At 36.1% G+C, this 25,752-nt stretch carries 29 protein-coding genes, 2 riboswitches and 1 other annotated feature (1 of these 32 running past the window's edge); of the genes, 10 read left to right on the top strand and 19 right to left on the bottom strand.

From position 1 onward, the window contains the following. Nucleotides 1-95 (bottom strand) — a binding site (T-box leader) (it extends 94 nt beyond the left edge of the window). Nucleotides 96-144: 49 nt separating this feature from the next. Both C7N65_RS00525 and C7N65_RS00520 read right to left on the bottom strand, forming a co-directional pair. After that, a complete protein-coding gene (locus C7N65_RS00525; RefSeq protein ID WP_105992513.1) occupies nt 145-861 on the bottom strand; it encodes a sugar transferase in 717 nt (238 codons plus the stop codon). Nucleotides 862-1,006: 145 nt separating this feature from the next. Then, nucleotides 1,007-2,185 (bottom strand): MDR family MFS transporter, encoded by a 1,179-nt coding sequence (locus C7N65_RS00520; RefSeq protein ID WP_105992512.1) that lies wholly within the window; start codon nt 2,183-2,185, stop codon nt 1,007-1,009. A 272-nt stretch (nt 2,186-2,457) separates the two neighbouring features. On the opposite strand from C7N65_RS00520, the gene C7N65_RS00515 reads away from it, so the two are divergent. Then, nucleotides 2,458-3,420 carry a TIGR01212 family radical SAM protein gene (locus C7N65_RS00515; RefSeq protein WP_105992511.1) on the top strand — a complete coding sequence of 321 codons (963 nt, stop codon included), beginning with the start codon at nt 2,458-2,460 and terminating at the stop codon, nt 3,418-3,420. After that, the gene (locus C7N65_RS00510; RefSeq protein WP_105992510.1) at nt 3,417-3,974 is read left to right on the top strand and encodes a class I SAM-dependent methyltransferase; all 558 of its coding nucleotides are present in this window, start codon (nt 3,417-3,419) and stop codon (nt 3,972-3,974) included. Before C7N65_RS00515 ends, C7N65_RS00510 begins: the two co-directional genes overlap by 4 nt. 90 nt (nt 3,975-4,064) lie before the next feature. Here C7N65_RS00510 and C7N65_RS00505 read toward each other — a convergent pair whose 3' ends face one another. Both C7N65_RS00505 and C7N65_RS00500 read right to left on the bottom strand, forming a co-directional pair. Then, complete coding sequence (locus C7N65_RS00505; RefSeq protein ID WP_105992509.1) at nt 4,065-5,021, bottom strand: L-lactate dehydrogenase; 957 nt, start codon at nt 5,019-5,021, stop codon at nt 4,065-4,067. A gap of 180 nt (nt 5,022-5,201) precedes the next feature. Further along, nucleotides 5,202-6,032, bottom strand: coding sequence for an alpha/beta fold hydrolase (locus C7N65_RS00500; RefSeq protein WP_105992508.1), 831 nt, complete (start codon nt 6,030-6,032; stop codon nt 5,202-5,204). 265 nt (nt 6,033-6,297) lie between these two features. On the opposite strand from C7N65_RS00500, the gene C7N65_RS00495 reads away from it, so the two are divergent. Beyond that, complete coding sequence (locus C7N65_RS00495) at nt 6,298-7,290, top strand: proline dehydrogenase family protein (RefSeq protein ID WP_105992507.1); 993 nt, start codon at nt 6,298-6,300, stop codon at nt 7,288-7,290. Between the two features lie 92 nt (nt 7,291-7,382). Here C7N65_RS00495 and ribE read toward each other — a convergent pair whose 3' ends face one another. The 7 genes from ribE to C7N65_RS00460 all read right to left on the bottom strand — a co-directional run bounded on the left by ribE (nt 7,383) and on the right by C7N65_RS00460 (nt 14,142). Then, nucleotides 7,383-7,847 carry a 6,7-dimethyl-8-ribityllumazine synthase gene (gene ribE / locus C7N65_RS00490; protein WP_105992506.1) on the bottom strand — a complete coding sequence of 155 codons (465 nt, stop codon included), beginning with the start codon at nt 7,845-7,847 and terminating at the stop codon, nt 7,383-7,385. Nucleotides 7,848-7,890: 43 nt separating this feature from the next. Then, nucleotides 7,891-9,072 (bottom strand): 3,4-dihydroxy-2-butanone-4-phosphate synthase, encoded by a 1,182-nt coding sequence (gene ribB / locus C7N65_RS00485; RefSeq protein ID WP_105992505.1) that lies wholly within the window; start codon nt 9,070-9,072, stop codon nt 7,891-7,893. Nucleotides 9,073-9,087: 15 nt separating this feature from the next. After that, nucleotides 9,088-9,720, bottom strand: coding sequence for a riboflavin synthase (locus C7N65_RS00480; RefSeq protein ID WP_105992504.1), 633 nt, complete (start codon nt 9,718-9,720; stop codon nt 9,088-9,090). Nucleotides 9,721-9,724: 4 nt separating this feature from the next. Next, complete coding sequence (gene ribD / locus C7N65_RS00475; RefSeq protein ID WP_105992503.1) at nt 9,725-10,774, bottom strand: bifunctional diaminohydroxyphosphoribosylaminopyrimidine deaminase/5-amino-6-(5-phosphoribosylamino)uracil reductase RibD; 1,050 nt, start codon at nt 10,772-10,774, stop codon at nt 9,725-9,727. 169 nt (nt 10,775-10,943) lie between these two features. Beyond that, nucleotides 10,944-11,079, bottom strand: a riboswitch (FMN riboswitch). Between the two features lie 97 nt (nt 11,080-11,176). Continuing rightward, entirely contained in the window at nt 11,177-12,658 is a 1,482-nt protein-coding gene (locus C7N65_RS00470; RefSeq protein ID WP_105992502.1) for an FAD/NAD(P)-binding protein, read from the bottom strand. Nucleotides 12,659-12,788: 130 nt separating this feature from the next. After that, the gene (locus C7N65_RS00465) at nt 12,789-13,634 is read right to left on the bottom strand and encodes an N-acetylglucosaminidase (RefSeq protein ID WP_105992501.1); all 846 of its coding nucleotides are present in this window, start codon (nt 13,632-13,634) and stop codon (nt 12,789-12,791) included. 286 nt (nt 13,635-13,920) lie between these two features. Further along, nucleotides 13,921-14,142 carry a hypothetical protein gene (locus C7N65_RS00460; protein ID WP_105992500.1) on the bottom strand — a complete coding sequence of 74 codons (222 nt, stop codon included), beginning with the start codon at nt 14,140-14,142 and terminating at the stop codon, nt 13,921-13,923. Nucleotides 14,143-14,345: 203 nt separating this feature from the next. Here C7N65_RS00460 and C7N65_RS00455 point away from each other — a divergent pair, with 203 nt between their 5' ends. Beyond that, a complete protein-coding gene (locus tag C7N65_RS00455) occupies nt 14,346-14,846 on the top strand; it encodes a sigma factor (protein WP_158698087.1) in 501 nt (166 codons plus the stop codon). Beyond that, the gene (locus tag C7N65_RS00450) at nt 14,843-15,283 is read left to right on the top strand and encodes a hypothetical protein (protein WP_105992498.1); all 441 of its coding nucleotides are present in this window, start codon (nt 14,843-14,845) and stop codon (nt 15,281-15,283) included. Before C7N65_RS00455 ends, C7N65_RS00450 begins: the two co-directional genes overlap by 4 nt. Here the strand turns inward: C7N65_RS00450 and C7N65_RS00445 are convergent. Next, nucleotides 15,267-15,719: a hypothetical protein gene (locus C7N65_RS00445; RefSeq protein WP_105992497.1), complete on the bottom strand. Its 453-nt coding sequence runs from the start codon at nt 15,717-15,719 to the stop codon at nt 15,267-15,269. The genes C7N65_RS00450 and C7N65_RS00445 overlap by 17 nt on opposite strands. A 142-nt stretch (nt 15,720-15,861) precedes the next feature. After that, on the bottom strand, nt 15,862-16,578 hold the full coding sequence (locus tag C7N65_RS00440) for a transaldolase (RefSeq protein WP_105992496.1): 717 nt from the start codon (nt 16,576-16,578) through the stop codon (nt 15,862-15,864). A 184-nt stretch (nt 16,579-16,762) separates the two neighbouring features. Between C7N65_RS00440 and C7N65_RS00435 the strand changes: the two genes are divergently transcribed. The 3 genes from C7N65_RS00435 to C7N65_RS00425 all read left to right on the top strand — a co-directional run bounded on the left by C7N65_RS00435 (nt 16,763) and on the right by C7N65_RS00425 (nt 17,858). Beyond that, entirely contained in the window at nt 16,763-17,068 is a 306-nt protein-coding gene (locus C7N65_RS00435) for a hypothetical protein (RefSeq protein WP_105992495.1), read from the top strand. Between the two features lie 72 nt (nt 17,069-17,140). After that, the gene (gene crcB / locus C7N65_RS00430; RefSeq protein WP_105992494.1) at nt 17,141-17,512 is read left to right on the top strand and encodes a fluoride efflux transporter CrcB; all 372 of its coding nucleotides are present in this window, start codon (nt 17,141-17,143) and stop codon (nt 17,510-17,512) included. Then, complete coding sequence (locus C7N65_RS00425) at nt 17,505-17,858, top strand: fluoride efflux transporter FluC (protein WP_105992493.1); 354 nt, start codon at nt 17,505-17,507, stop codon at nt 17,856-17,858. Before crcB ends, C7N65_RS00425 begins: the two co-directional genes overlap by 8 nt. 117 nt (nt 17,859-17,975) lie before the next feature. Here the strand turns inward: C7N65_RS00425 and C7N65_RS00420 are convergent, their stop codons facing one another. From C7N65_RS00420 to metK, 3 genes are all read right to left on the bottom strand, one after another. Further along, on the bottom strand, nt 17,976-18,815 hold the full coding sequence (locus C7N65_RS00420; RefSeq protein ID WP_105992492.1) for an aldo/keto reductase: 840 nt from the start codon (nt 18,813-18,815) through the stop codon (nt 17,976-17,978). Between the two features lie 138 nt (nt 18,816-18,953). Next, the gene (locus C7N65_RS00415; RefSeq protein WP_105992491.1) at nt 18,954-19,853 is read right to left on the bottom strand and encodes an NERD domain-containing protein; all 900 of its coding nucleotides are present in this window, start codon (nt 19,851-19,853) and stop codon (nt 18,954-18,956) included. 97 nt (nt 19,854-19,950) lie between these two features. After that, nucleotides 19,951-21,147: a methionine adenosyltransferase gene (gene metK, locus C7N65_RS00410; RefSeq protein WP_105992490.1), complete on the bottom strand. Its 1,197-nt coding sequence runs from the start codon at nt 21,145-21,147 to the stop codon at nt 19,951-19,953. Nucleotides 21,148-21,254: 107 nt separating this feature from the next. Next, nucleotides 21,255-21,370, bottom strand: a riboswitch (SAM riboswitch). 163 nt (nt 21,371-21,533) lie between these two features. Here metK and pckA point away from each other — a divergent pair. Next, on the top strand, nt 21,534-23,126 hold the full coding sequence (gene pckA, locus C7N65_RS00405) for a phosphoenolpyruvate carboxykinase (ATP) (RefSeq protein ID WP_105992489.1): 1,593 nt from the start codon (nt 21,534-21,536) through the stop codon (nt 23,124-23,126). A gap of 63 nt (nt 23,127-23,189) precedes the next feature. Here pckA and C7N65_RS00400 read toward each other — a convergent pair whose 3' ends face one another. Together C7N65_RS00400 and ytkD are read right to left on the bottom strand one after the other, a co-directional pair. Beyond that, nucleotides 23,190-23,963 (bottom strand): alpha/beta hydrolase family protein, encoded by a 774-nt coding sequence (locus tag C7N65_RS00400; protein ID WP_105992488.1) that lies wholly within the window; start codon nt 23,961-23,963, stop codon nt 23,190-23,192. Beyond that, on the bottom strand, nt 23,929-24,414 hold the full coding sequence (ytkD, locus tag C7N65_RS00395; RefSeq protein ID WP_415918782.1) for an RNA deprotection pyrophosphohydrolase: 486 nt from the start codon (nt 24,412-24,414) through the stop codon (nt 23,929-23,931). The genes C7N65_RS00400 and ytkD overlap by 35 nt, the downstream gene beginning before the upstream one ends. Before the next feature lie 83 nt (nt 24,415-24,497). Here ytkD and yidD point away from each other — a divergent pair, with 83 nt between their 5' ends. Continuing rightward, entirely contained in the window at nt 24,498-24,749 is a 252-nt protein-coding gene (gene yidD / locus C7N65_RS00390; protein WP_105992486.1) for a membrane protein insertion efficiency factor YidD, read from the top strand. On the opposite strand, the gene menC is transcribed toward yidD, so the two are convergent. After that, nucleotides 24,740-25,750, bottom strand: a complete 1,011-nt coding sequence (menC, locus tag C7N65_RS00385; RefSeq protein ID WP_105993046.1) for an o-succinylbenzoate synthase — start codon at nt 25,748-25,750, stop codon at nt 24,740-24,742. The genes yidD and menC overlap by 10 nt on opposite strands. Nucleotides 25,751-25,752: the final 2 nt, after the last annotated feature.

Below are 25,752 nucleotides of genomic sequence, written 5' to 3'. Positions count from 1 at the left end.
CGTTGGTAAGTTCACTTAAATTCCTAAACTGGTTCGCACCGACCACCAGCTCTCTTAATAAGCAATTTAAATTACTACTCCATATACATCTATAACTATATTTTATTCTAACCTTTTATGCAAGTCCTAAATACTTTGCCAATACTATCTAGAACCAGAACCTGTGAACAACACACCTATTGTTTTGAAAGCGATAAATAACTCCAAAGGAATAGATGCATGGCGGATATAACTCATATCGTATTTCAGCTTTTCATTCGGTTTTAAATCATAACCGCCGCATACTTGTGCCCAGCCGCTTAAACCAGGCAAAACTAAACAGCGTTGTTCAAATCCTTGATACTGAGAACTGAAAAGTTCCACAAATTCAGCCCGTTCAGGTCTAGGACCGATAAAACTCATTTCACCTTTTAACACGTTAAATAATTGCGGCAATTCATCAATTCTTGTTTTTCGGATAAAGTGGCCGACACGTGTGATTCTCGGATCGTCTTTTTCCGCCCACTGCATGCCGTTTGATTCCGCATTTTTCTTCATGGATCTTAATTTATATATTTTAAATAGTTTCCCCATTTTACCCACACGCATCTGCGAATAAATCGGACTGCCGAAACTATCCAAACAAATGATAATCGAAAATAAAATCATAATCGGCAAAGTGATGAGAATCAAAGTGAAACTCAATACAATGTCTACGATTCTTTTTAATGCAAAGTATGGTTTTTCAACCGGATGTTGCAAATTCAATTTCTTTTGAAATTGATACTCATAAACACCTAAATCCAGTGTGATTTCGCCTTTATTAATTTTTAAAGGCGTATGCAGCACGTCGCTGTTAAATTCTTCAGTTGTTTTTGTCATGTTGTGTACCTCTAAGTTGTAATAAATATTTCCTAAAAGTAGCTTAACACTTCAACTCATTTAATACAATACTATTAATAAACAATTAAATGTTGCGAAATACTTTAGAAGTGTAAAAAAACAAGACATGGTAACCATATCTTGTTTAAACATCAAATTCACTTGGTGTTAAATGTTTATCATAAATATATAAAAAGAACATTGAAATGATTAATAAGCCCATCATTGACAAGAACATCACTTGCATGTTGAAAGTATCAACTAAAATACCGCCGATTAACGGGCCGAACGCTTTACCGACCGTTGACGCTGAATTAACAATACCTTGATATGCACCTTGTTTCCCTTCAGGTGCCAACTGGTTCGCAATCGTAGGTACAGCCGGCCATACAAACATCTCCCCTAATGTAAGGATAATCATACCGATTACAAAGACAGAGAATTGATGCGCAAAACTTGTAACAAAGAACGATAAAATAAAAATACAAATACCGACAAACATTTGTTTCTTTAAATTGCCTCTTAATAAGCGTATAACAGGATAAATCAAAGGCTGTGCAACTAAAATCATGATCCCGTTGATAGTCCATAATACACTATATTGCGATAACGAAATGTTCATTTGCTGCGTAAATGATGCGATTGTACTCTCCCATTGAATATAAGCAATCCAACATATCGCAAACATTACACATAACAGTAATAATGCAACAAAGCGTTTGCGATATTTCTTTTGTGCCCATTGATTCGTCTCTGGGATTCTGACTTTACCGCGATATTGCACATTAAATTGTGTCACAGCTACTATGAAGAACACGACATACATTAATAAGTTTGCGATAAAGATATAATTGAAACTAAGTTCTGCTACATAACCGGCCATGGCTGCCCCGAAAGCCACACCTAAGTTTTGTGCTAAGTAAATCGCATTAAAGGTTTGACGTCCGCCATTCGGCCACACTGCTCCGGCCATCGCATAAATCGCAGGTACGATTACACCCCCGCCGAAACCTAACATAACAAGCCACACCGCATATAACGGCCAGCCGTGATAAAAATTTAATAAAGTTGTAGCACATAAACAAATGACTGCACCGCTGATAATTGTTGTAAAGCCGCCTAACTTATCAAATAATAAACCGCCAAGCAAGTTGCCGATGACCATTCCTAATGAATTAATCATCAAAACTAACCCGGCAGTTGTTAAGCTTTCACCTAATTCCTGACTCATATAAATTGTATTTAAAGGCCATAAAAAACTGGCACCCATAATGTTGATTGCCATTCCTACAACAAGCCACCAAATTGATTTGGGAATGTTCATACTTATACACCTGCTTTCTCTTTTCTTTTTTTCAGATTCAAGTTTATAACCTCTGCTTTTTTGCCAATTAAAAATTTTCGCCTACTCATCAAAATGAGCGAAGCGAAAACACATTTTACATCTATTTATTTAGTACTTAGATTTTGCAACCAGACAATCTTACTATAATTTCTATATTAAGAAAAGACCTATTTCGGATTTTCTTCTCAACAAGTTACCTTAAATTATGGTAAAATCTTACAATGGATTAATTTAAGAAAGGAAAATGTCATATGGGTCGATATTTTACGTATGCATTTGAAGATAAACGCTATCATACATGGAATTACCATTTAAAAAATAAATTCGGACATAAAATTTTTAAAGTCGCATTAGATGGAGGTTTCGATTGCCCAAACAGAGACGGTACTGTTGCACATGGCGGTTGTACATTCTGTTCTGCTGCCGGCAGCGGTGATTTCGCGGGCAATCGTGCAGATCCTATTGAAGTACAATTCAAAGAAATCAAAGAACGTATGCATGAGAAATGGCATGAAGGCAAATATATCGCATACTTCCAAGCCTTTACTAACACTCATGCGCCAGTAGAAGTACTAAAAGAGAAATTCGAACCGGTTTTAAAAGAACCTGGTGTTATCGGTTTATCTATCGGAACAAGACCAGACTGTCTGCCGGACGATGTCGTTGAATATTTAGCAGATTTAAACGAACGTACTTACTTATGGGTAGAACTTGGATTACAGACAGTGCATCAAGAAACTTCAGATTTAATCAACCGCGCACATGACATGCAGACGTATTATGATGGTGTGGCTAAATTAAGAAAGCACAACATTAATGTATGTTCGCACATTATTAACGGACTGCCGGGCGAAGATTACGACATGATGATGGAAACTGCCAAAACAGTGGCACAAATGGATGTACAAGGAATTAAAATTCATTTGCTGCACTTGCTTAAAGGAACACCGATGGTCAAGCAATATGAAAAAGGCATGCTGAACTTTATGTCGCAAGAAGAATATGTCAGCTTAGTATGCGATCAATTAGAAATACTGCCGCCTGAAATGATTATTCACCGAATTACCGGCGACGGCCCTATCGATTTGATGGTCGGACCTATGTGGAGTGTCAATAAGTGGGAAGTATTGAATGCGATTGATGCTGAATTAGCACGAAGAAATTCAGCACAAGGTCAGCACTACCAACCTGCAAAGGAAGCGCATCAATCATGATAGTAGAACGTATTTTGCCGTTTGCAAAGTCCTTGATTCAGTCTCATATCAATAGTAAGAGTACAGTCATTGATGCAACATGCGGCAACGGACATGACACGTTGTTTTTAGCTCAGCATGTACCGAATGGACATGTTTACGGGTTTGATATCCAAGCCGAAGCAATTGAAGCAGCCAAAGAAAAAGTCGCAGATTTCGATAATACAACATTGATTCATGATGGTCATGAAAACGTTGCGAAACATATTAAAGCAGCTGATTTGCCTGTAGATGCGGCTATCTTTAATCTCGGCTACTTGCCTAAAGGCGATAAACATATCGTGACAACTTCAGAAACTACGATTCAAGCAATTGAAGCGATATTTGAAATGCTTTCAACAGAAGGTATTATTGTCTTAGTCATCTATCCTGGCCATCCAGAAGGACAAGTAGAAAGCGAGACAGTTTTTCAGTATCTTCAAAACTTCGATCAGCAAAAAGCACATATATTGCAGTACGGATTTATTAATCAGCAAAATAATCCGCCTTATATTTGTGCAATTGAAAAGCGATAAACAAGTATTGAGCAAAGCAATCTAGAAAAAATTCAAAAAACAAGAGCCATTACCGTGTTGAAGCGGCAATGGCTCTTGTTTTATATATAATTAGTTGAATAATTTATCTACACTTTTAGTTGTTTCTTTTAATACACTTGCAGAGTGATTGAACTCTTCAGTTTCTTTTTCATTTAAAGGTGTTTCATAAATTTTAACAGCGCCGGCACGGTTTACTAATGTTGGTACACCAATGTACACATCTTTTTGACCATATTCGCCTTCTAAATAACTAGATACAGTTAATATAAGGTTTTGGTTGCGTAAAATCGCTTTAGAAATGTGTAATAAGCCCATAGCGATACCGTAGTAAGTAGCACCTTTAGCTTTGATGATGTCATATGCAGCATCACGTGTGTTTAAGAAGATTTCTTCAATACGTTTTGCTCTTTCTGGATCATTGTTTAAAATATCATATAAGTTTTGACCAGCAATACTTGCTTGAGACCAAACTGCTAATTCAGAGTCGCCGTGTTCACCGATAATGCTTGCGTTTACGCTGTCTGGTGAAACTCCGAATTCTGCACCTAATTCATATTTGAAACGTGCAGTATCTAAGATTGTACCAGAACCGATAACACGTTCTTTTGGTAAGCCTGATACTTTTTTAGTGACATAAGTAAGTACGTCAACTGGGTTTGCAGCAATTAAGAAAATACCATCGAAACCGCTATCCATGATTTGACCTACGATTGATTTGAAGATTTTAGTATTTTTTTCAACTAAATCTAAACGTGTTTCACCTGGTTTTTGAGGTGCACCTGCAGTGATGACTACTAAGTCAGCATCTGAACAGTCAGCATAAGTACCTGCAGAAACTTGAGTTGGTGATTCACCGTATGGCATACCATGATTTAAATCTAAAACGTCACCTCTTACTTTTTCTTCAACTAAGTCGATGATGACTAATTGATCAGCAACACCTTGTGCTACCATGGCGAATGCATAACTAGAACCTACTGCACCATCGCCTACTAAAACTACTTTGTTAGCTTTTACATTACTCATATTACTTACCCTCTCCATTATGGAATATCTTCATGTGATATATTTCACATATTAAACATACCAACTTCATTGCATAATTGCAATGTGTTGAACTCAAAAATCTTCATACAAGTGAACAAATTTTTACAATGTGAATCAAAAAAGGTCAAGATACAATTTGTATCTCAACCTCAAGCGTTTTTAAATTTCAATTTGATCATCAATATCATTTGGAATAAACCCTAATGCATTAACTTTATTATTCAAGTAACTTAGGACATAACGCATTACTAATGGACGTTCCGGCTCATTATGAATTTCATGGTATAAACCTTCCCAAGCTTTATAATATAATTCTTCTGTTTTAACACGTTTCTTTATATCTATGATTGTTTCTGTGTCAACGATTTGATCTTCTGTACCATACATCAAACACATCGGAATACTTTGAATATCTTCTAAGTGTTCCATAGTTTGTTTCATTATATTTACAACTTCTTTGTACCAATGGTATGAAACCTTTGTCAACATCAATCCATCTTCTTTAGTTTCTTTAATCACTTCTTCATTTCTTGTTAAATGTTCGGGTTCAATCCCTAGATTGAAGCGCATATCTTTAACATTTGAACCGATATTAGATGTAAACATGTTTTTGCGCGTTTTAGCATTTTTTTGGAATGCTGTTAAAGGTGAAATTAAAATGATGCCTTCAATCGGCAGTTCTGTACGCTCCATTAAATTCAAGGTAATCAGTCCACCCAGACCGACGCCCATCAAGAATGTCGGAAGTTTATATTCACTCGCGATTCTTAGCCACTCTAAGATATGTTCGTGATAAATTTCAAAGTTGTCGATTTGACCTTTATTAGATCTTGATGTCTGACCTTGTCCAGGCAAATCTCCCATGATGACATGATAACCGTTACGTCTTAAAGATGTAATGACATATGCATATCTACCTGTATGTTCTAATAAATTATGAGCAATGACTATAACGCCTTTTGCTTCGCTTTCTGTTTCCCACTTCCACATATCAACGACTACCCTTCTAATAAAATTAGTTTATTTTATTGTATCAAAAGCAGACATCTAAAATCTATTTAGAACTCACGCCAAAATATGAAAGAAGTATTTTTGAATAGATTTCAAACACAATAACTACAGAAAGTATAATTACATTGTTTCCTCATTATGTAATTATTTATTATAATGTGTATTATTATATATTGTTAACGTTTTCATACCTTAAAGAAACATGATACACTAATTGAAACAGAGTTGTATGGGAGGAATTTACATGTCACTAGTCAAAGATTTTTTTATAGGTTTGTCAAATAACACTTTTTTGAACAATGCAGCTAGAAAATACGGACCTGTACTTGGGGCGCACAAAGTTGTTGTCGGCAATTCCATTGATGAAGTCATTGAGACAATCAAGACACTAAACGATAAGGGGATTACAGTGACTGTCGATTGTCTTGGTGAATTTGTAGATTCAAAGGAGCAAAGTCTTAAAGAGAAAAACATTATTTTAACTGTGCTTCAAAATATTTACGACAATAATTTAAAAGCACACCTTTCAGTTAAAATCAGTCAATTGGGGGCTGAATTCGATTTAGGCTTAGCTGAAGAGAATTTAAGAGAAATTGCAAAAAAAGCAAAAGATTTAGGCAATATCCATATTAATATCGACACTGAAAAGTTTGCAGGGCTATCCAATATTCTATATGTATTGGACAAATTATCTGAAGAATATGACAATATCGGAACTGTTGTTCAAGCATATTTATATTCTGCAGATAATATGATTGAAAACTATCCACATATCCGCTTGCGTTTAGTAAAAGGTGCTTATAAAGAAAATGCATCAATTGCTTATCAAACGAAAGAAGATATTGATGAAAACTATATTCGTCTTATCGAAAAAAGACTGAAAAGTGCGAAGAATATAACATCTATTGCGACACATGATGACAAAATCATCGACCATGTAAAGCAGTTTGTGAAGGACAATCATATCGATCGAGATAAATTCGAGTTCCAAATGTTATACGGCTTCCGCTCTGACTTAGCCTATGAAATTGCAGATGAAGGTTACAACTTCTGTATTTATGTACCCTATGGCGAAGATTGGTTTGGTTACTTCATGCGCCGTTTAGCAGAAAGACCGCAAAACTTGAATTTAGCCTTTAAAGAATTCGTAAAACCAAGAACACTTGCTGTAGGTGCAGGCATCTTATCTGTATGTATCGGTTTAAGTTTCCTATTCAAAGGTTTAAAAAAGAAATAATTAAGACTCAAACATCATTAAAGAAAGCAAGGACGCGCGTCCTTGCTTTTCATTTGTTGCTGTATCCTATTTAATTATCTTTTGTATCAGCCTTAGCCTTCAATTGATTTTAATAAGTTAGCCATTTCAATTGCTGCCATAGCCGCTTCAGCACCTTTATTACCTGCTTTAGTTCCAGCACGTTCAACAGCTTGTTCAATTGTTTCAGTTGTTAATACACCGAAAATGACTGGTAATCCGCTTGTATCGCTTACTTTAGATACACCTTTTGCTACTTCGTTGCAGACATAATCATAGTGAGAAGTTGCCCCTCTGATGACACATCCTAATGTAATCACTGCATCGTATTTGCCGGTTTGTGCTAATTTTTTCGCTGCCAACGGAATTTCAAATGCACCTGGTACATAAGCTACATCGATTTGGTCGCCATCTACTTCATGACGTACCAAAACATCTTTTGCACCTTCTAATAAACGTCCTGTAATAAAGTCGTTGAATCGGCTCACAACGATACCGATTTTTAAATCTTGTCCTAATAATTTTCCTTCAAAGTTCATTGTTAATTCCTCCAATTATTTAATGATTGATTGATTCATTTACTTAAATCATATGTCCCATTTTGATTTTCTTAGTATGCATATAATCATGGTTATGTTCACATTCAGGAACAATCAGTTCAATACGTTTTTCCACATCAATTCCGTAATGTTTTAAACCTTTGAATTTCTCAGGGTTATTGCTGAGTAAATTGACTTTTTCTATATCGAAATGTTTTAAAATTTCAGCCGCATGGTAATAGTCACGCAAGTCTTCATCAAATCCTAAAGCTAAATTGGCAGTGACTGTGTCGTAACCTTTTTCAATCAATTCATAAGCTTTTAATTTATTAATTAAACCGATACCTCTGCCCTCTTGCGGTAAATAAATAATCATACCGCCATGCTCATTGATGTATTTCATTGCTGCTTCTAATTGCGCTCCGCAGTCACATCGCTGACTATGGAAAATATCGCCTGTTAAACAAGAGGAATGAATCCGTACATTTTCTACATTTTGAACATCGCCTTTTACAATAGCTACAATTTCATCATGCGAATAATCAGATTCAAAGCCATACATATCAAACATACCGAAATCTGTCGGCATCTTAACTTTTGCTTTAGCATGCATATGCGTTTCATGTACTTTGCGGTAATGAATCAAGGCTTCAATGGAAATCATTTTCAACTGATGTTTTTCTTTAAATGCTTGCAGCTGCTCGCCTTTTGCCATTGTGCCGTCTTCATTCATAATTTCGCATATTAACCCTGCAGGTTTCGAACCTGTCATTTCAGCTAAATCTACAGCTGCTTCTGTATGTCCTTGTCTAACCAGCACTCCGCCCGTTCTTGCTATTAACGGGAATAAATGCCCTGGTCGATTGAAGTCGCTTGCGGTACTGTTCTCATCAATCAATGCACGAGCTGTCATCATTCGTTCATTAGCACTGATACCTGTTGTAGTATGAATATGATCAATGCTTTCAGTAAACGCAGTACCGAACTCATCGCTATTTTCTTTAACCATCGGCTCTAGATTCAATGATTTAGCTAATGATAGTGAAATCGGTGCACAAATTAATCCGCGGCCTTCTTGTGCCATAAAATTCACGGTATTATCATGCATTAATTCTGTAATCGCAACTAAATCACCTTCATTTTCACGATCTTCATTATCGACAACAATGATACTTTCACCTTGTTTAAGTGCTTCAACAGCACTTTCTATAGAATCAAATTGCATTTATCAACACTCCTCTTAAAAGCCGAATTGCATAAGTTTCTCTTTAGTCAATTCCGACTTGTCATTTGAAATTGCTTTTTGTACATATTTAAATAACATATCCGCTTCTAAATGAACTTTATCGCCCACACGTTTCTGACCTAAAACAGTTGATCGTTTAGTTTCAGGAATCAAATGAATATCAAATTGTCCATGGTCAAGTCTGAAAATCGTCAAACTTGTTCCATCAACAGTGATAGAACCTTGCTGAACCATTTGATCTGTAATCGATGCAGGACATTGTACAGTTACGATGTTAGAGTTTGAAGAAGGTCTGATTTTGATAATCGACCCCACTTCATCTACATGTCCTAACACAAAATGTCCGCCAAATCTGCCTTGACTGTGCATAGCACGCTCTAAATTCACGTGATTGCCTTTAGTCAGCTGCGATAAATAAGTTTTGTCTTCGGTTCCTTTAATGACATTGACATCAAAGGTAGATGAATCAAAGGAAGTTACTGTTAAACATGCACCATTCACACTGATTGAATCACCGATATGCATATCTTCTATGATAGTTTGACATGCTATCGTCATTTTGATGACATTTTGTTCTGTAGTCATTCGGTCAATGGTACCGATTTCTTCTACAATACCGGTAAACATGAAATCACTTCTTTCTTAATACAACTTTGATATTTTGATCAATGATTTCAGAATGGTCAATTTCAAATTGAGGAACTTGTTCCAGCGGTAAAATGCTGTCAGTTTGATAAAACTGATAAGCGCCGGAACCTCCAATTACTTTCGGGGCGTAGTAAATAATCAGTGTTTGTACACACTGTGATTGGAGAAATTGGGAAGTCACTTTAGGACCGGCTTCAACATAGATTGAGCCGATACCTTTCTTATATAAATCTTTTAAAACAGTTTCAATTGAACAATCATCAAGTACAATCACCTGTACATGAGATTGAAGTTCATCTGCTTTTATTTGGTTATTTTCTGTGTATACATAGACAGGCGAAATCGGATCATGAAATATTTTCTGGTTCCAATCCAAATTACCGCTGCGCGCTAATATCACGCGAACGGGTTGGCGTTCACCTTCTAACCTCACCGTTAAACTCGGGTTATCCGCAGCAACAGTACCTGCACCTGTCAAAATTGCATCATGACGTGCACGCTGCAAAAACACTTCTTGTTTAACACCAGGATTGGTAATCCATTTGCTTTGACCTTCATCCGTAGCTTGTTTGCCATCTAAACTCACACTCACCTTCAATGTTACTTTTGGTATTTGTGCTTGTTTAGCTTTAAAAAAGTCTGTATACATTGCTTCTGCCTCAGGTTGATGCTGATAATCCACTTCAATACCTGCCGCTGCTAAAATATCATCTCCAGGAGAATCCAAAGTAATGTCTTTCATAGCATAGACAACTTTTTTAATCCCCGCTTCAATAATTTTATTGACACAAGGCGGTGTAGATCCAAAATGTGTACAAGGTTCTAAAGATACATAAATTGTTGCACCTTTTGCTGCATATCCAGCCATATCTAATGCTTGTACTTCAGCATGTTTTTCTCCCTGCTTCAAATGTGCGCCGAGCCCGACAATCTTGCCGTCTTTGACAACCACGGAACCGACTGCAGGGTTAACACCTGTTTGGCCTTCAGCCATTTTTGCTAATTGTATAGCATTTTGTAAAAAACGATTCAAACAATCACCTCATTAAAAAATCCGCTGTCTCAAATAAAGAGGCAGCGGATTAGAATATATCAACGTTGGATAATTAAGCAGACCAGTCCCTATAATAAGAAAGCTGATTTCTGTATAGCGAACTAGACCCCACTTAAATACCAATTAAAATTAATATTTAATGACGTCTTGATTCTTTCTCCCATCCAGACTTTAACTGTCGGCTCTAGATTTCCACTAGATCAGCCATACTCAACAAATGAGTACAGGTCGCAGGCTTATAATTTACTGCCGGTTGGGAATTTCACCCTGCCCCGAAAGAATATTATGAAATTGTTTCTGAATCGATCGAGCATGTATTTTGTGCTCATAAGAATATCATAGCTTACTTTATTTTATATGACAATAATTTTAACTTATTTGTTATCTGTTTTCAGCATGATATTCATACAGACTCTCAACAGCCTGTACAGATTGACGCACTATCATATTGACACCGTTGCGTGCTTGGTTGATACCGTTAGTGATTTGACCGATCGCAATTAAGTGCGGCAAAGTCCCGTATCTTGGGCTAATTACTTGATTGGTCTCAGGCACAATTTGAATCCCGCCCATAGGATGTGCTTGAACAATTTGTCTATTCGCAATATCAATTAAGAACGCATCATCTTCATCTAAATCTTTCAGTTGTGTGCGCGGTCCTGTCGCATTAATCACAACATTGTATTGTTCTGTTTTAGTATCATCATTATATTTGAAGATAAACGTATCATTTTCTTGTGTCACTTCTGCTAAATCTTTTTTAATAATTAAATGACCATTTTCAATCTCTTCAATTAATAATCTCGCAGTACGCGGCGGCATCGGATTAGAATTGGCTTTAAGTATCGGCATGTATTCTTTCATGAAAATCTTTTGATCTTCGATGCTCAAACTATTCCAAATCCAGTTCATATTTTCTTTGATAGTTTCTAACAAACTTTGGAAAACGCCTAATATTTCAGGATGCGCCAAATCATATTTCAAATCTTTGATTGGATCTCCGACACGACGATGTACGAGTTGTTCTAACGGAATATTCAATTCTTCGCACTCTTGTTTAAACAATTGAATGGCAGATTCTAACGGTACTACGCCAAAATGAGATTTGATGATCTTGTTAAAGTTGTCTTTTGTTACATATTTCAATGTAATATCAGGCATTTCACCCCTGACACTCGGCAACTCTCCTTTTCTGCTTACAGCCGTTAAAGGCAAGTTTGGATGATGTTTAACAACATAACGAATAACATCTAAACTGGATAAACCTGTACCGATAACTGCGATATCATCTGTATCATTAACTGTATTCAGTGTTTCATATGTCGGATACGGTGATTTGATAAATCCTTTTAGTCCTTTAAGTTGGTATGGGTCATGATACGACATCGTTCCGACAGTCAAGAAGACATAATCATATTGTCGGCATGCTTCATGCTGATGATTCGTACACACAAAATATTGAATCTGTGCATCTTTTTCAAATCCTTTTTCTAAAAACATTTCAGTCGCTTTTTCAGTAATGATATTTATGTTGTCATACTGATTGCTGAAACGTTCCAAATAGCTTTTCATGTAATGGCCGAATACAAATCTCGGCAAATACGCAGCGTTGTCGAATTTAAATTCATCTTGGCTTTCATACCATTTATAAAATTCTTCTTGGTCTTTTAAATTCAAAGACATATCTTTACTCGGCAAGTTGATTAATAATTGCGAACTGTCGTTTTGAAAAGGCACACCTTGCCCCATATTTTTCGCATTATCATACACATCTATTTCTAGTTCTTTAAAGTATGAATGCTGCTCTAATTGTCTTAAGATACTGACACCTGCCGTACCCATTCCTATAATTGCAACGCGCATCGTTGATAACCTCCTCTTAACAACACTTTTTCTTATTCACTGTCTATTATGCTATAAACAAAAATAAAGCGAAACAATTAAATCTCAAACATTTAATCATTCCGCTTTAACTTTATTTAATATTAAACAATTATTGGTGTTTTTTATCGTCTTTATAAACAAATAATTTGAAGTATTTGCCTTCAGTGTTGATTTTTTCATAGAAGTTCGCAATCAATGATGCGTTGCTTTCCGCCCATTTTATATCTGTCGCATATTGATGTTCACCTGGATTCTTAGGATTCCATCTCATGCTGTATAATGTATTTTGATCTGGGTTGGATAAGAAATGTTTATGAATGAATTCTGCACCGCCGTCTATGGCTTTTTCTGGTGTATCCCATCCATGTTTCTTAGCGTATTCTGCACCTGTTTTCACAGGGTCTTTATCTAATGCGCCTACACCGTAGAAGTTATAATATTTCTTACCGTCTATCTCAACACCTTTTGATAATTCACTCTTAACAGCACCTGTTTCCAAGACTGCATGCGAAATCAAGTAGACTTCGTTTACTTGGCGTTTTTTCGCTGCATGTATAAAGTCTTCTGTGTGTGATAGCAAGGTAGGTCGATCCGCAAGCATACGCTTAATTCTATTCTTATCAATACCTTGATACTTAGATAAATCTAAAAATTGATATTTTTGAATATCATCGTCTATGAAGTTTTTACTATCCATCGCTCTTTTAATTTCTGTACCAGTAGCATCATGCCATCTATCATTCTTGTCAGAAACCTGCTGGCTTGTATAGTTATCAATTTGTTTTTTAGCTGCTTTTTCTAATGTTACATCTAAATGTTCAACTGTCTCTACTTTCTTAACATGTTTAAATAATACTTGATCTGAAATCATTGAAAAGAAAATAAAGCCGGTAACAGCCAAAATAACAAGCAGCCCTATTATAGCGAAGATAGAGCCCTTCTTGTGCTTTGTCATAATTACACCTCTTAGGTCAAGTTAAATTAAAGTTGATGCGTATTGATTCTAAATCTTAACACTTTTTTAAGTGTATAACAATTCAAAGTTGTCCACTCCACATTTTATCATACCTTTTGAAATGTGACTGGAATGAAGTCAGAATGTAATATTGCTGTAGTCTTCATATAATATTTTTATAACGTCAGTAATAATTAAGTGCAATATAACATTACAAAATAAAAACAGCCTATTTATCTACAGTGAAACTGTAATAAACAGGCAGAATTCTATAAAAGCACGTTTATTATTCCGGACGTTTATACTCCATCATAATAAAGCTGGCTGCTTCTGATCTATTCTTATAATAGTAACGATTCAAATCAATCGTTCCTTCTATTTTTCCATCGCGATACATCATTTCATTCGTCATATTATTAATCATTACAAAATCTGAACTATCTTTAATCATGTCCAATTCATCATGGCGTGCAAAAAAGTGTTCCAAATTTAAATGTGCGTAATCCATAGAATCCTCCCGTCTTATAGTGAATTATGCTTTATCGTTATGTTTCGGTTCATTTCTGCAATCAAATTCAGTTAAAAATTTATTTCTACCCTTCTATTTAACACTTATTTTGTACAATAAGCAAATGAAATAATTTATAAACTTCGTTAAACTTATTTCAACTGGAAATAACATGTTATGCACATAGATTGAATAGGTACGAGATGAATATAGAGACATTAATCATCCGTAACCAAGGGATTATTTACACATTGTTGAAGCAATATAATATCAAGTATGATGTCGATGAATATGCCCAATTACTTTCCATTAAAATGTGGTCATTATTGCGACAATTCGACATGTCTATTCATAATAGCATGAGCGGATATTTATTTCAAAGGCTTAATTTTTATTTAGTAGACCAGTTCCGAAAGAAAGGAAAATGCCTGGAGGATACGATTGGAGACTTTACTCTTATTGAAAATCATGGCGCAATTAACGCTACTAAAAATCACTTATCGCAACTCATTACATCTGAGTATTATGCATTGTTGAATGATTGCGAAAGAATGTGGCTGAACCTAAAACTTTGCGGTTATAAACAATTCGAAATTCAAACGCTGATGAAAAAATCTGCGACAAGCATCCGCAAATATCAAACACAGGCACGCACTAAATTAGCACCTTTGAAAAAATTTCTAAAAGGAGCGTCGCATGCATGAACAATTATCGCAGACCAAAAATTTTATATTTCACATCTTATCCGCATCAAACGTTTCAAATCGAATGTGCTTATAATTTGTTTCATGAATTAACGAAAGTTCCATTGAGTTCATATATGAATGCGCTGCTCAGACACTATCATTACACTCCGAAATATTCATCTCATGAACTCAAAAGTATGCTGAACATACGTAAACATTTGCCTTTGATCATTAATCAGCAAACCATTCTGTTCCCAATCCGTAATAAACGCTCTCCTATCCAGCACTTTATTAACGGACTGGAAATTTCTGGTGTGCAGTGCCATTACTCTATGACACGATTGATTTTCAAAAATGGCGAACAACTCATAGTGGATGCCCATTATGCGTTGATTCACCGTAAGTGGTTAGAATGTATCTTTCTATATAACCTTACTTTTAATGCTGCTGATTAAAACGACATTCAAGCAGCTTTTTGGTAAAGTACGCAGTAACTTTCTTCATTAAAATACTAGATACAATGATTGCTAATATTCCGCCTGTTAAAATCAATATAAGTTGCAGCATCGATAAATCAACTTGAGGATGTACAAAATATTGAACAACATTCAGGCTTGATAATAAGCCGAATAAAAACAAACCAAGTAATAATGCATTGATTAACAGCATTCCTGCAATAATTAAGAAGAATGAGGCTGTTCCTTGGTTGCGTTCACGAAAAATGTGCGTACGCAAAAACTGATTAGAAAACTTAATCGGCTTCTTGTAAATTGCTTGAGGATCCTGATTTTGTTCTACTTCAGATAAAATTTGATTCAGCTGTGCTTTTTCTTTATTATTCAAGAACCAAAGCTGCTTTTTTACTTTTGTTTCAAAATGCTCTTTTTTCACTACACCTATACACCTGCCCGAATCTTATTTAAAAAAGAGGCAGAAATAACTTTTAATAAGGGAATCTACCTTATGAAAAGATTATTTCTGCCTTTATTTTATACTACCTTAAAAGGTTTCGATACCTTAAATTTTGATAGAATTAAAGAATTGAAAGTCCTGATTTTTTAATATCTTTCGCAAATCCTTCAACAGTATCTACTGATAACTCATTGATATCTCTTCCGATATTAGGAATTTTGCTGATAACACCTGCTGGGCAAGTAATAATATCAGTACCGATTTCGTCTGCTTGAATGACATTAAATAATTCGCGGCAGCTAGCCCATAATAATTTAACACCTTCTTTAGAATGAGTAACTTCTACTGATTCTTTCATAAGCGGTAATGGATCTACACCTGTATCAGCGATACGGCCTGCGAATACAGAAACATAAGTCGGTACACCTTCAGTTACCGCTTCAGTAATTTCTTTAACTTGTTCGATTGTATAAACAGCTGTCACATTTAATTGCACTTGATTAGCTGATAATTTTTTAATTAAAGGAATTGTTGATTCGCCTTTTGTATTAACAATAGGAATTTTAACAAATACGTTTTTACCGTATTGTTTTAAAATTTCAGCTTCTTTTTCCATTGTTTCAAGATCATCTGCGAAAACTTCGAATGAAATTGAAGCATCAGGAATTGCTTTGACTGCTTCTTCTGCGAATGCTTTATAATCTGTTACACCCGCTTTAGCCATTAGACTTGGGTTTGTAGTAAAACCATCTACCTCGTTGTTTTTATAGGCTCTTTTCATTTCTTCAATATCTGCACCATCCGCAAATACTTCAACATTTAAATCTGCTTTTACCATAATATAAGTGCCTCCTTCATATTACTTGCATTCCTTTTTAAAGTAATTTGATTATAACACTCAGACGTTCAAATCGCGATTGATTAACTCAAACGTTCATTCCTATCTTACGATTTTGTAAAGAAATGGTTGCACCTTCATAATCTATGATAATATTAAAGAATGTAAAGAAATGGAGGTCATCATGTCACGGTCAAAACTTTATTTTTATCTCACGCTTATACTTATTGTTATAAGTTTTAACTTCAACATGTTTAATCCACTATTAAACGAACAATTTCATTCTATCGTCAAAAAGATTATTACAAGCAGTATCATTAATGTCATTATTTTGATTGTTGCTATTATTCTAGCGGATAAATCAATCAAACATGCCAAAGATCGTAAAGATTGGATTCGACCAGCAAGCAAATTTCTGCCTATCCTTTTACTGATTGTAATTGTCATTCATATTGTTGCGTCTTTATTCTCTTTCGGTATGCTTAAATAATCCTAAAACTAGATTGACATTTTAGGTGCATCGTAGAATAATTTATATATTACGATTGTAAGAGGCGATAATGTGCAGTATTTATATGTTTTTGCAGGCGGTGCCATAGGTGCATTGCTGCGCTACTTATTTTCATTTTTAAATTCCGGACAAGGTTTTCCGATAGGCACATTCACCGCAAACCTAGCTGGTGCCTTTTTAATGGGATTGATTTCAGCATTGGTGATTCAATACTTTAAAGATTATCCATTAGTCAAGAAAGGCATCACTACAGGTTTGCTAGGTGCATTGACAACCTTTTCCACGTTTCAATTTGAACTGGTTAAAATGTTCGCGCATCAGCAAATAGCTTTACTCATTATTTATGCCCTTTCAAGTTATGTGTTAGGTATAATTTTATGTTATATCGGAACCAAATTGGGAGGTGCGTTAAGCAATGATTAATCTGCTTTTAGTAATGCTTGGCGGCGGTTTAGGTGCAGTTTTGCGTTCAGCTGTCACAAACAGTTGTAAAAATTTACGGACGCAGCTTCCGATTGCGACGTTAATCGTCAACTTAGCCGGCAGCTTTTTAATCAGTATTATTTCAGGTATGGCCATAGGACATGCATTTGTGTCGCCATTGCTCGTTACAGGCTTTTTAGGTGGTTTAACCACTTTTTCTACGCTTTCTTCAGAACTGTCACAAATGCTAATAAATAAAACAAAACTGACACTGTTTATTGTCTACAGTTTGTTGCAGTATGGATTATGTTTTGCGGCTTGTCTGATTGGTTATCATTTAGTTTAAAAATGAAAATAAATGCAAAAATAGAGAAGCAGGTTTTGTAGTAAACCCGCTTCTCTATTTTTATTCTATGTTATTCACTTTAGTCTCGCTTTTATTATTCCTTCTATTATGCGTTCTTTATTTATGACCTTCATAATGTTCTGGGTCAGGTCCTACTCTTTTATTTTGATTCAAATCATCAAGGCGCTGCATTTGATTATCGGTAAGTTCGAAATCAAAGACTTGTATATTCTCTTTGATACGAGAAGGTGTTACTGATTTTGGAATTACTACCACATCATGTTGAAGATTCCAACGAATAATAACTTGTGCTGGAGATTTATCAACTTCTTCTGCAATTTGTTTTACAGTTTCATCTTCAAGGATTTGTGCATTCATTAATGGGGACCATGATTCCATTAGAATTCGCTGTGCATTTAAATATAAGTTTAAATCACTTTGTGTCAGATAAGGATGAAATTCAACTTGGTTGATGACAGGCTTGATAGAAGCATGTGATAACAGGGATTCTAAATGATGAGGATGGAAATTGCTGACACCGATGTTTTTAACTTTATTATCTTTTAATAAATCTTCCATTCCCTGCCATGTTTCTATCATTAAATCTTCATCTGTTCCAGGCCAGTGCATTAAGTATAAATCTAAATAGTCCAGTCCTAATTTATCCAGTGATGTTTGATAAGCCGCTTCTACATTCGTTCTACCATAATCATCCAACCATAGTTTAGAAGTAATAAACACATCTGATCGTTTTAATCCTGCAGCGGCTATACCTGCTTTAATTCCTTCTCCTACTTTTTCTTCGTTTTGATAAATCATAGCGGTATCAATACTTCTATAACCTTGTTCAATAGCATATTGAACAGATGCTTTTAATTGATCATTATTTTCTACTCTGAAAGTGCCTAATCCGACTTTCGGCATTGTATTTCCATTATAAAATGTAATATACTCCATCTCTATCTCTCCTTTAGACTTCGCTTTTCTCAACCTTTACTATACGCTTAATTTTTAAACAGTGCATGAGTGAAAGTCTTAATAGAAAATAAAAAGTACCATCCACTGCAATACTTGCAGTGAATGGTACTTTATCGTTTAGTTGAATGATTCGATTTCTTCCATGACACGTTGCAAATCTTCAACATTGTATTGAATACGTCCATGGAATACGAATTTATTAAAGTATTCATCTAACTGTTCAGGTCCAACTAATACTTTTGTATTCGTTGTTTGAGAATAGTTAGAAATCGTTACAGCACCCTCATTTTTAGGGTTGAAGTAAAGCAATGCCATTGGTGTATATTTCAAATCTAATTCTCGTTTCAGTGTTTCAGCAAGCTGTTCTACACGTTTTAATTGATTTGAATAATTCACAAATGAAGCTGATTGCTTATCATCATTCTCATCTAACACTAATGTTTGAGGATGACGTTTATCTAAATCAAGTACATCAAAGACTTGTTCAATCGTCGGTAAAGTACTGAATTGTTCCTTACTGATACCGTTATAAACATGTCCTTTCAATAACTGTGAATCAATAATGTATAACCCTGTGCGCGTTAACACTAAATGACTGATACGATCAATATCATTGAAATCGTTCTTCGGCAAGAAAATATTCGCCATGATATGCATATCCTCAGGACGGATACGTTTTTCTTTGACCAAACGATCTCTGATACCGATTAAACGCATATCTGTCACATATTCACTATGATTTTTAGAGAAGAGCTTCAGCGCATCAATTTCACGGTCTTTCGAAGTTACTGTTTCATCAAAATCAGCGCGTTGTTTAGTGACCGCTTTTTTATGTTCGACGCGTTCTTTTTCCAACTCGTCTTCATAATTTTCTTTTAAACTTCTTTCTTTTGCCTCATATTGTTCTTCTGCTTGCAGTTTTGCTTTCTTCTTACTGTTTAACGCAATTAAGAAGAGTACAAAACAGATAACAGCTACAACAATTGCTGCAATTAAACCAATTTCCAATGGTCCCATAACATATTTCCGCTCCTTTACTTATCTTACTACCAATTATAAAGGAAATTTTCAAATGTATCGATAATAAAGCGTATTTTATTCAAAAAGTACGAAATTATGCTTGGACTGCTGCTTTCAATACATCCACTTTATCAACACGTTCCCAAGGTAATGCAACATCTGTACGGCCGAAGTGACCATATGCTGCTGTTTGTTTATAAATCGGGCGTTTCAAGTCTAACATCTTAATGATGCCAGCTGGGCGCAAGTCAAAGTTATCTCTGACTGCTTGAACTAATACACCTTCTGAAACTTTTCCTGTTCCAAATGTATCAATTGAAATCGATACTGGTTCAGCAACACCGATTGCATAAGCAAGTTGTACTTCGCATTTATCTGCTAAGCCCGCAGCAACAATATTCTTAGCCACATAACGTGCCGCATAAGCTGCTGAACGGTCCACTTTTGTAGGATCCTTACCGCTGAAGCATCCGCCGCCGTGGCGTGCAAATCCGCCATAAGTGTCAACAATAATCTTACGGCCTGTTAAACCAGCATCACCTTGCGGTCCGCCGATTACAAAACGTCCTGTAGGATTGATGAAGAATTTTGTTTCTTCATCTAATAATGCTTTCGGTACGATTGGATCGATAACATGTGCTTTGATGTCTTTTTGAATTTGATCTAAACTTACATCTTCTGCATGTTGTGTAGATAAGACAATAGTATCGATACGAACAGGCTGATCGTTTTCATCATATTCAACAGTCACTTGAACTTTGCCGTCTGGTCTTAAGTATGTTAAAGTTCCGTCTTTTCTAACATCTGATAAGCGTTTTGCTAATTGATGAGAGAAATAGATAGGTGAAGGCATATATGTTTCTGTTTCATTAGTCGCATAACCAAACATTAAACCTTGGTCCCCTGCACCCGTACTTTCGATTTCTTCTTCCGTAATTTCATTTCTGTATTCCAGCGCACGGTCAACTGCTTGAGCAATATCAGGTGATTGTTCATCAATTGCTGACATAACTGCCATTGTTTGGCTGTCATAACCATATTTTGCTCGTGTATAACCGATTTCTTCTACTGTATCTCTGACAACTTTAGGAAAATCAACATAAGTTGCTGTAGAAATTTCTCCGACAATCATAGCCATTCCTGTAGTGACTACTGTTTCGCAAGCTACTCTTGCATCCGGATCTTTCTTTAATAATTCATCCAAAATAGCGTCTGAAATTTGGTCTGCTATTTTATCAGGATGCCCTTCTGTAACAGATTCTGACGTAAATAATCTTCTATTATTCGACATAACTGACTCCTTTTGATTTTTTTACGAAAATTCTCTATCTACGAGCTCAAATAAAAAAGGACTTTCTAACTATATACATAGAGAGAAAGCCCTTAAACGTCCTTTCGCTCTTATCGTTCAAACGTCTTCTATGACATTTGCAAACGGTTTGGCACCTTTCTCCAACAAGGAGAGGTTGCTGGGCTTCTTTGGGTCCATGTCCCTCCGCCACTCAGGATAAGAGAATCCGTTACACACAATACTACCCAAACAATTTACACTTGTCAATTCTATGTTTACAAAATCTTTAATCTGTTGTGGAATAATCATGGTAATATGTTATACTATGAAAATGTAAAGGCTTACAATTACAATTAATACTTAATGCTCTGGAGGGGTTATTTAAAATGGCAGTAGATGCACAAACTAACCGAAAAAAATTGGAACATTTAATTGGAAAATCATCATCACTTTTCCAACTGACTAAAACACAGCTTTACAACAAGATTTTAGACAATAACGAAGGTGAATTGACAGAACTAGGTGCAATCAACGCACTTACTGGACAATACACAGGTCGTTCTCCTAAGGATAAATTTATTGTAAACGAACCTTCCTATAGAGATGCAATTGACTGGGGATCAATTAACCAACCTATCGAAGAAGAAACATTCTTAAGATTGTATGACAAAGTATTAGATTACTTAGACCAAAAAGATGAACTCTATGTCTTCAATGGTTATGCAGGCAGTGACCAAGATACTCAGTTACGTTTAACTGTAATTAACGAGATGGCTTGGCATAACTTATTTGCGCATAATATGTTCATCCGCCCTACTTCAAAAGATGAAGCTGAAAAAATCAAAGCTAACTTCACAATCGTTTCAGCACCGCATTTCAAAGCTAATCCTGAAGTTGACGGCACAAAATCAGAAACATTTGTTATCATTTCATTCAAACACCGCGTAATTCTAATCGGGGGAACAGAATATGCTGGTGAAATGAAAAAAGGTATCTTCTCAGTAATGAACTACTTATTGCCGCAGCAAGATATCATGAGTATGCACTGCTCAGCAAACGTTGGAGAAAAAGGCGATGTCGCATTATTCTTCGGTTTATCAGGTACAGGTAAAACTACTTTATCTGCAGCACCTGATCGTAAATTAATCGGTGATGATGAACATGGTTGGAACCAAAACGGTATCTTCAACATCGAAGGCGGCTGCTATGCAAAAGCTATCAACTTATCAAAATCAAAAGAACCTCAAATCTACAATGCAATCCGTTACGGTACGATTTTAGAAAACGTAGTTGTTGAAGATAATGGTTCTGTTGACTTCGATGACAACGAACACACTGAAAACACTCGTGCCGCTTATCCAATCGACTATATTGAAAATATCGCAAAACCTTCTAAGGGTGCACATCCAAATACCATTGTGTTCCTTACTGCAGATGCATTCGGCGTGTTGCCGCCAATCTCTAAATTAAATAAAGCACAAGCACTTTATCACTTCTTAAGTGGTTTCACTTCTAAACTTGCAGGTACAGAACGCGGTATCACAGAACCTGTACCATCATTCTCAACTTGCTTTGGTGCACCATTCTTACCATTGCACGCAAAAGTATATGCTGAGCTTTTAGGTGATTTAATCGATAAACATGACGTAGATGTTTACTTAGTGAACACAGGTTGGACAGGCGGTAAATACGGCGTAGGTCGTCGTATCAGCCTTAAATATACACGTCGTATGGTAGATGCTGCCATTAAAGGTGATTTGAAGAAAGCAGAGTTTGAAAAAGATGAAGTCTTTGGTTTAAGTGTTCCAAAAGAAATTAAAGACGTTCCAAATTCAATCTTGCAACCTATCAATGCTTGGAGCAATCAAGATGCTTACCGTGAACAAGCGCAAGATTTAATCTCACGCTTCGTTGAAAACTTCAAGAAATTCGGTGAAGAAAGCCAAGAAATCGCTGATAAAGGCGGATTCAAAGCATAATCACCCTTTTAATAAAATAGCTTATCTATTACAAAACGACCGTAAGCCATCGCTTCGGTCGTTTTATTTTTTCTTATTTTCAACTTTTGCCATCCACTGACGGATGACTTTTAGTACTTCTTTTAATGCTTTAGGGCGCGGTACATGCCCTTCTTTCATTTGATAGAAAGTTTGATAACGATGTCCGATACGTTCTAAGTATTCCTCTAAATAATAGGCTTGATGTATCCCGACTTGAATATCTTCACCGCCATGCACAATAAGTATCGGCGGACTGTCTGCATCAATATATTGCAGTGCTTCTCGTTGATCATAGGCTGCTTCATCTTTCTTAGGATGTCCTACCATACGTTTCAACATGCCTCTTAAATCTACACGTTCTTCATACATGAGATGCAAATCAGAAACACCGCCCCAAATAATATAACTATCTGCCGGCAAATCTTGGAATGTTAACAACCCTTGCAAACCGCCGCGTGAAAAACCAATGATATGCACATGTGCTTTAGGATACTTAGCATTCAAAATTCGAATAGCCTGTGTAACATCATGCAAATCATCACCGCTGAATTCATCTCTGCCTTCACTGCCGTTGTTGCCTCGATAATACGGACCGAAGACTAAAGTATGCTCATCCGCAAACTGCAGCATACGTCCAGCACGTACACGGCCTACTTTGCCTTTGCCGCCCCTAAGATAAATTACAATCCGCTTCACATCTTTTTTCGGCTTCATCATTAAGCCCTTTACACGCAAATGATCCACCAAATATGTCACTTCTTCACCAATGTGTGTCGATAAATCAATCGGCATCCGTTTCGTTTTGATAAAGTCCAAGTTGTATCACTCTTTCTACACATTTTAATATTGCTTCATCTTCCAACAAATAACTTTTATCCTCATCACGAATTGCGTCCAACGAACGATATAAAACAGGACCTTCTGTTTCTAGATAATCTGACTTTTCATCCAAACGATCGACGAGAACAGCATACACATCTTTCGTAAACCATTTTTCACCATCAGGATGAAACACAGTATACTGCGCAATATAAGTCATTGCTTTGGCATGTCCCCCTGTTTCTTCATACAGTTCACGTAAAACAGCTGCTTCACTGCTCTCTCTTGCTTCAATTTTTCCTCCAGGAAATTCAATCCCTCTTTTCTTATGACGCGTCAGCAAATAATGCCCCTTCATACACGTAATTGCTAATACATGTTCTCCATCCGGCTGATCATTCTCATCTGCAAAATGGAGCCTTATCTCTTTATCAAATTGATCATGCATAATCACATTCCATCACATTCCTTTGTATTCTATGCTAAAATAGATTCGTTACGATTTAGTTTATATAAAGCGGAGGGATTAATTTGAAGAAGCTCTTTTTAGGCATCATTTGGCTGTATCAGCATTTTATATCACCGCTGACACCGCCCACATGCCGCTTCTACCCTACTTGTTCCAATTATACGAAAGAAGCCATTGAAGTGCATGGACCGATTAAAGGCGCTTGGCTCGGTATTAAACGTATTTCTAAATGCCACCCATTTCATAAAGGCGGCTTCGACCCGGTTCCAATGAAACACGACAAAAAGCATCATCACCACCATCATCATTCATAAGCATTTAATAATTGAACATTGACTTCAGGGGGCACAAAATGGATGTGTCCCTCTTTTAATATGCCGTTTTTCGACACAAATTCTTGTTCGAAATAATAACCGTACGGTGTAACATCACCAGGATATTCTGTGAAACGGCTTAAGTACGCTGTAAAGTATCGGCTTAAACCATACTCGTACATCCCCCCGATAACCACTTTAATATTATAATGCTCAAGCTTTTCAATAGCTGTTAATACTTTATCAATGCCACCCAGTCTGAACGGCTTTAAAACCACTGTATCTATCGGATAATCCTGTACATATTTTAATATCGTTTCTAGATCGCGTGCCTTTTCATCTAAAGCAACCGGCGGTATCTGAGCACTATCTATAGCATTTAATATATTTAAATCTTTAAAAGGTTCTTCGATATACAGTAAGTCAGCAGCCGCATGCACTTGTTTCAATGTCTCTCTATCATGTTCTGTTAAAGATTCATTGGCATCTAAAGCCAGTTCTGGTTGAAAAGATAATGCTTGGAGCTGTTTTAAGTCCTCTAAAACATGTTGCGACCATTTCAATTTAACCCGCTTCGGCTGTGTTGCTGACAGCTGCTGGTAATTATCTTCAGATAATCCGCTGATTGTTGCCCCGTAAGCAACATCAAAAGCAGGCAGTGTATGAAAAGCTTGGAATAAAGCCATCGCTGCTGTACTTCTTGCGGTCGGTGCCGCATCCAACGCATTTAAATAAACCGCCGCTTCTTCAAAATCAGAAATCTCTTGTCCTTTTAAATGATGATAAAACCAATTATTAATTGCTGTGTATACACTTTCGATGGTTTCTTTATCATACCAATCTGTCTCAAACGCATTTGCTTCTCCAAAATAAGATGTACCTGCTTCATTGACTAATTCAATAACCAGCACTTTTCTGCTGCTCAAATTCACTTTAGGTGTCTTAATCGGGTGTTTAAAAGGTGCCTCGTAGGAATAAAAGCGAATAGTATTGAATCTCATCA

Source organism: Staphylococcus simulans (assembly GCF_002994445.1).
In the GTDB taxonomy this organism is placed as follows: domain Bacteria; phylum Bacillota; class Bacilli; order Staphylococcales; family Staphylococcaceae; genus Staphylococcus; species Staphylococcus simulans_B.
This window is presented reverse-complemented; position numbering and strand designations above follow the sequence as displayed.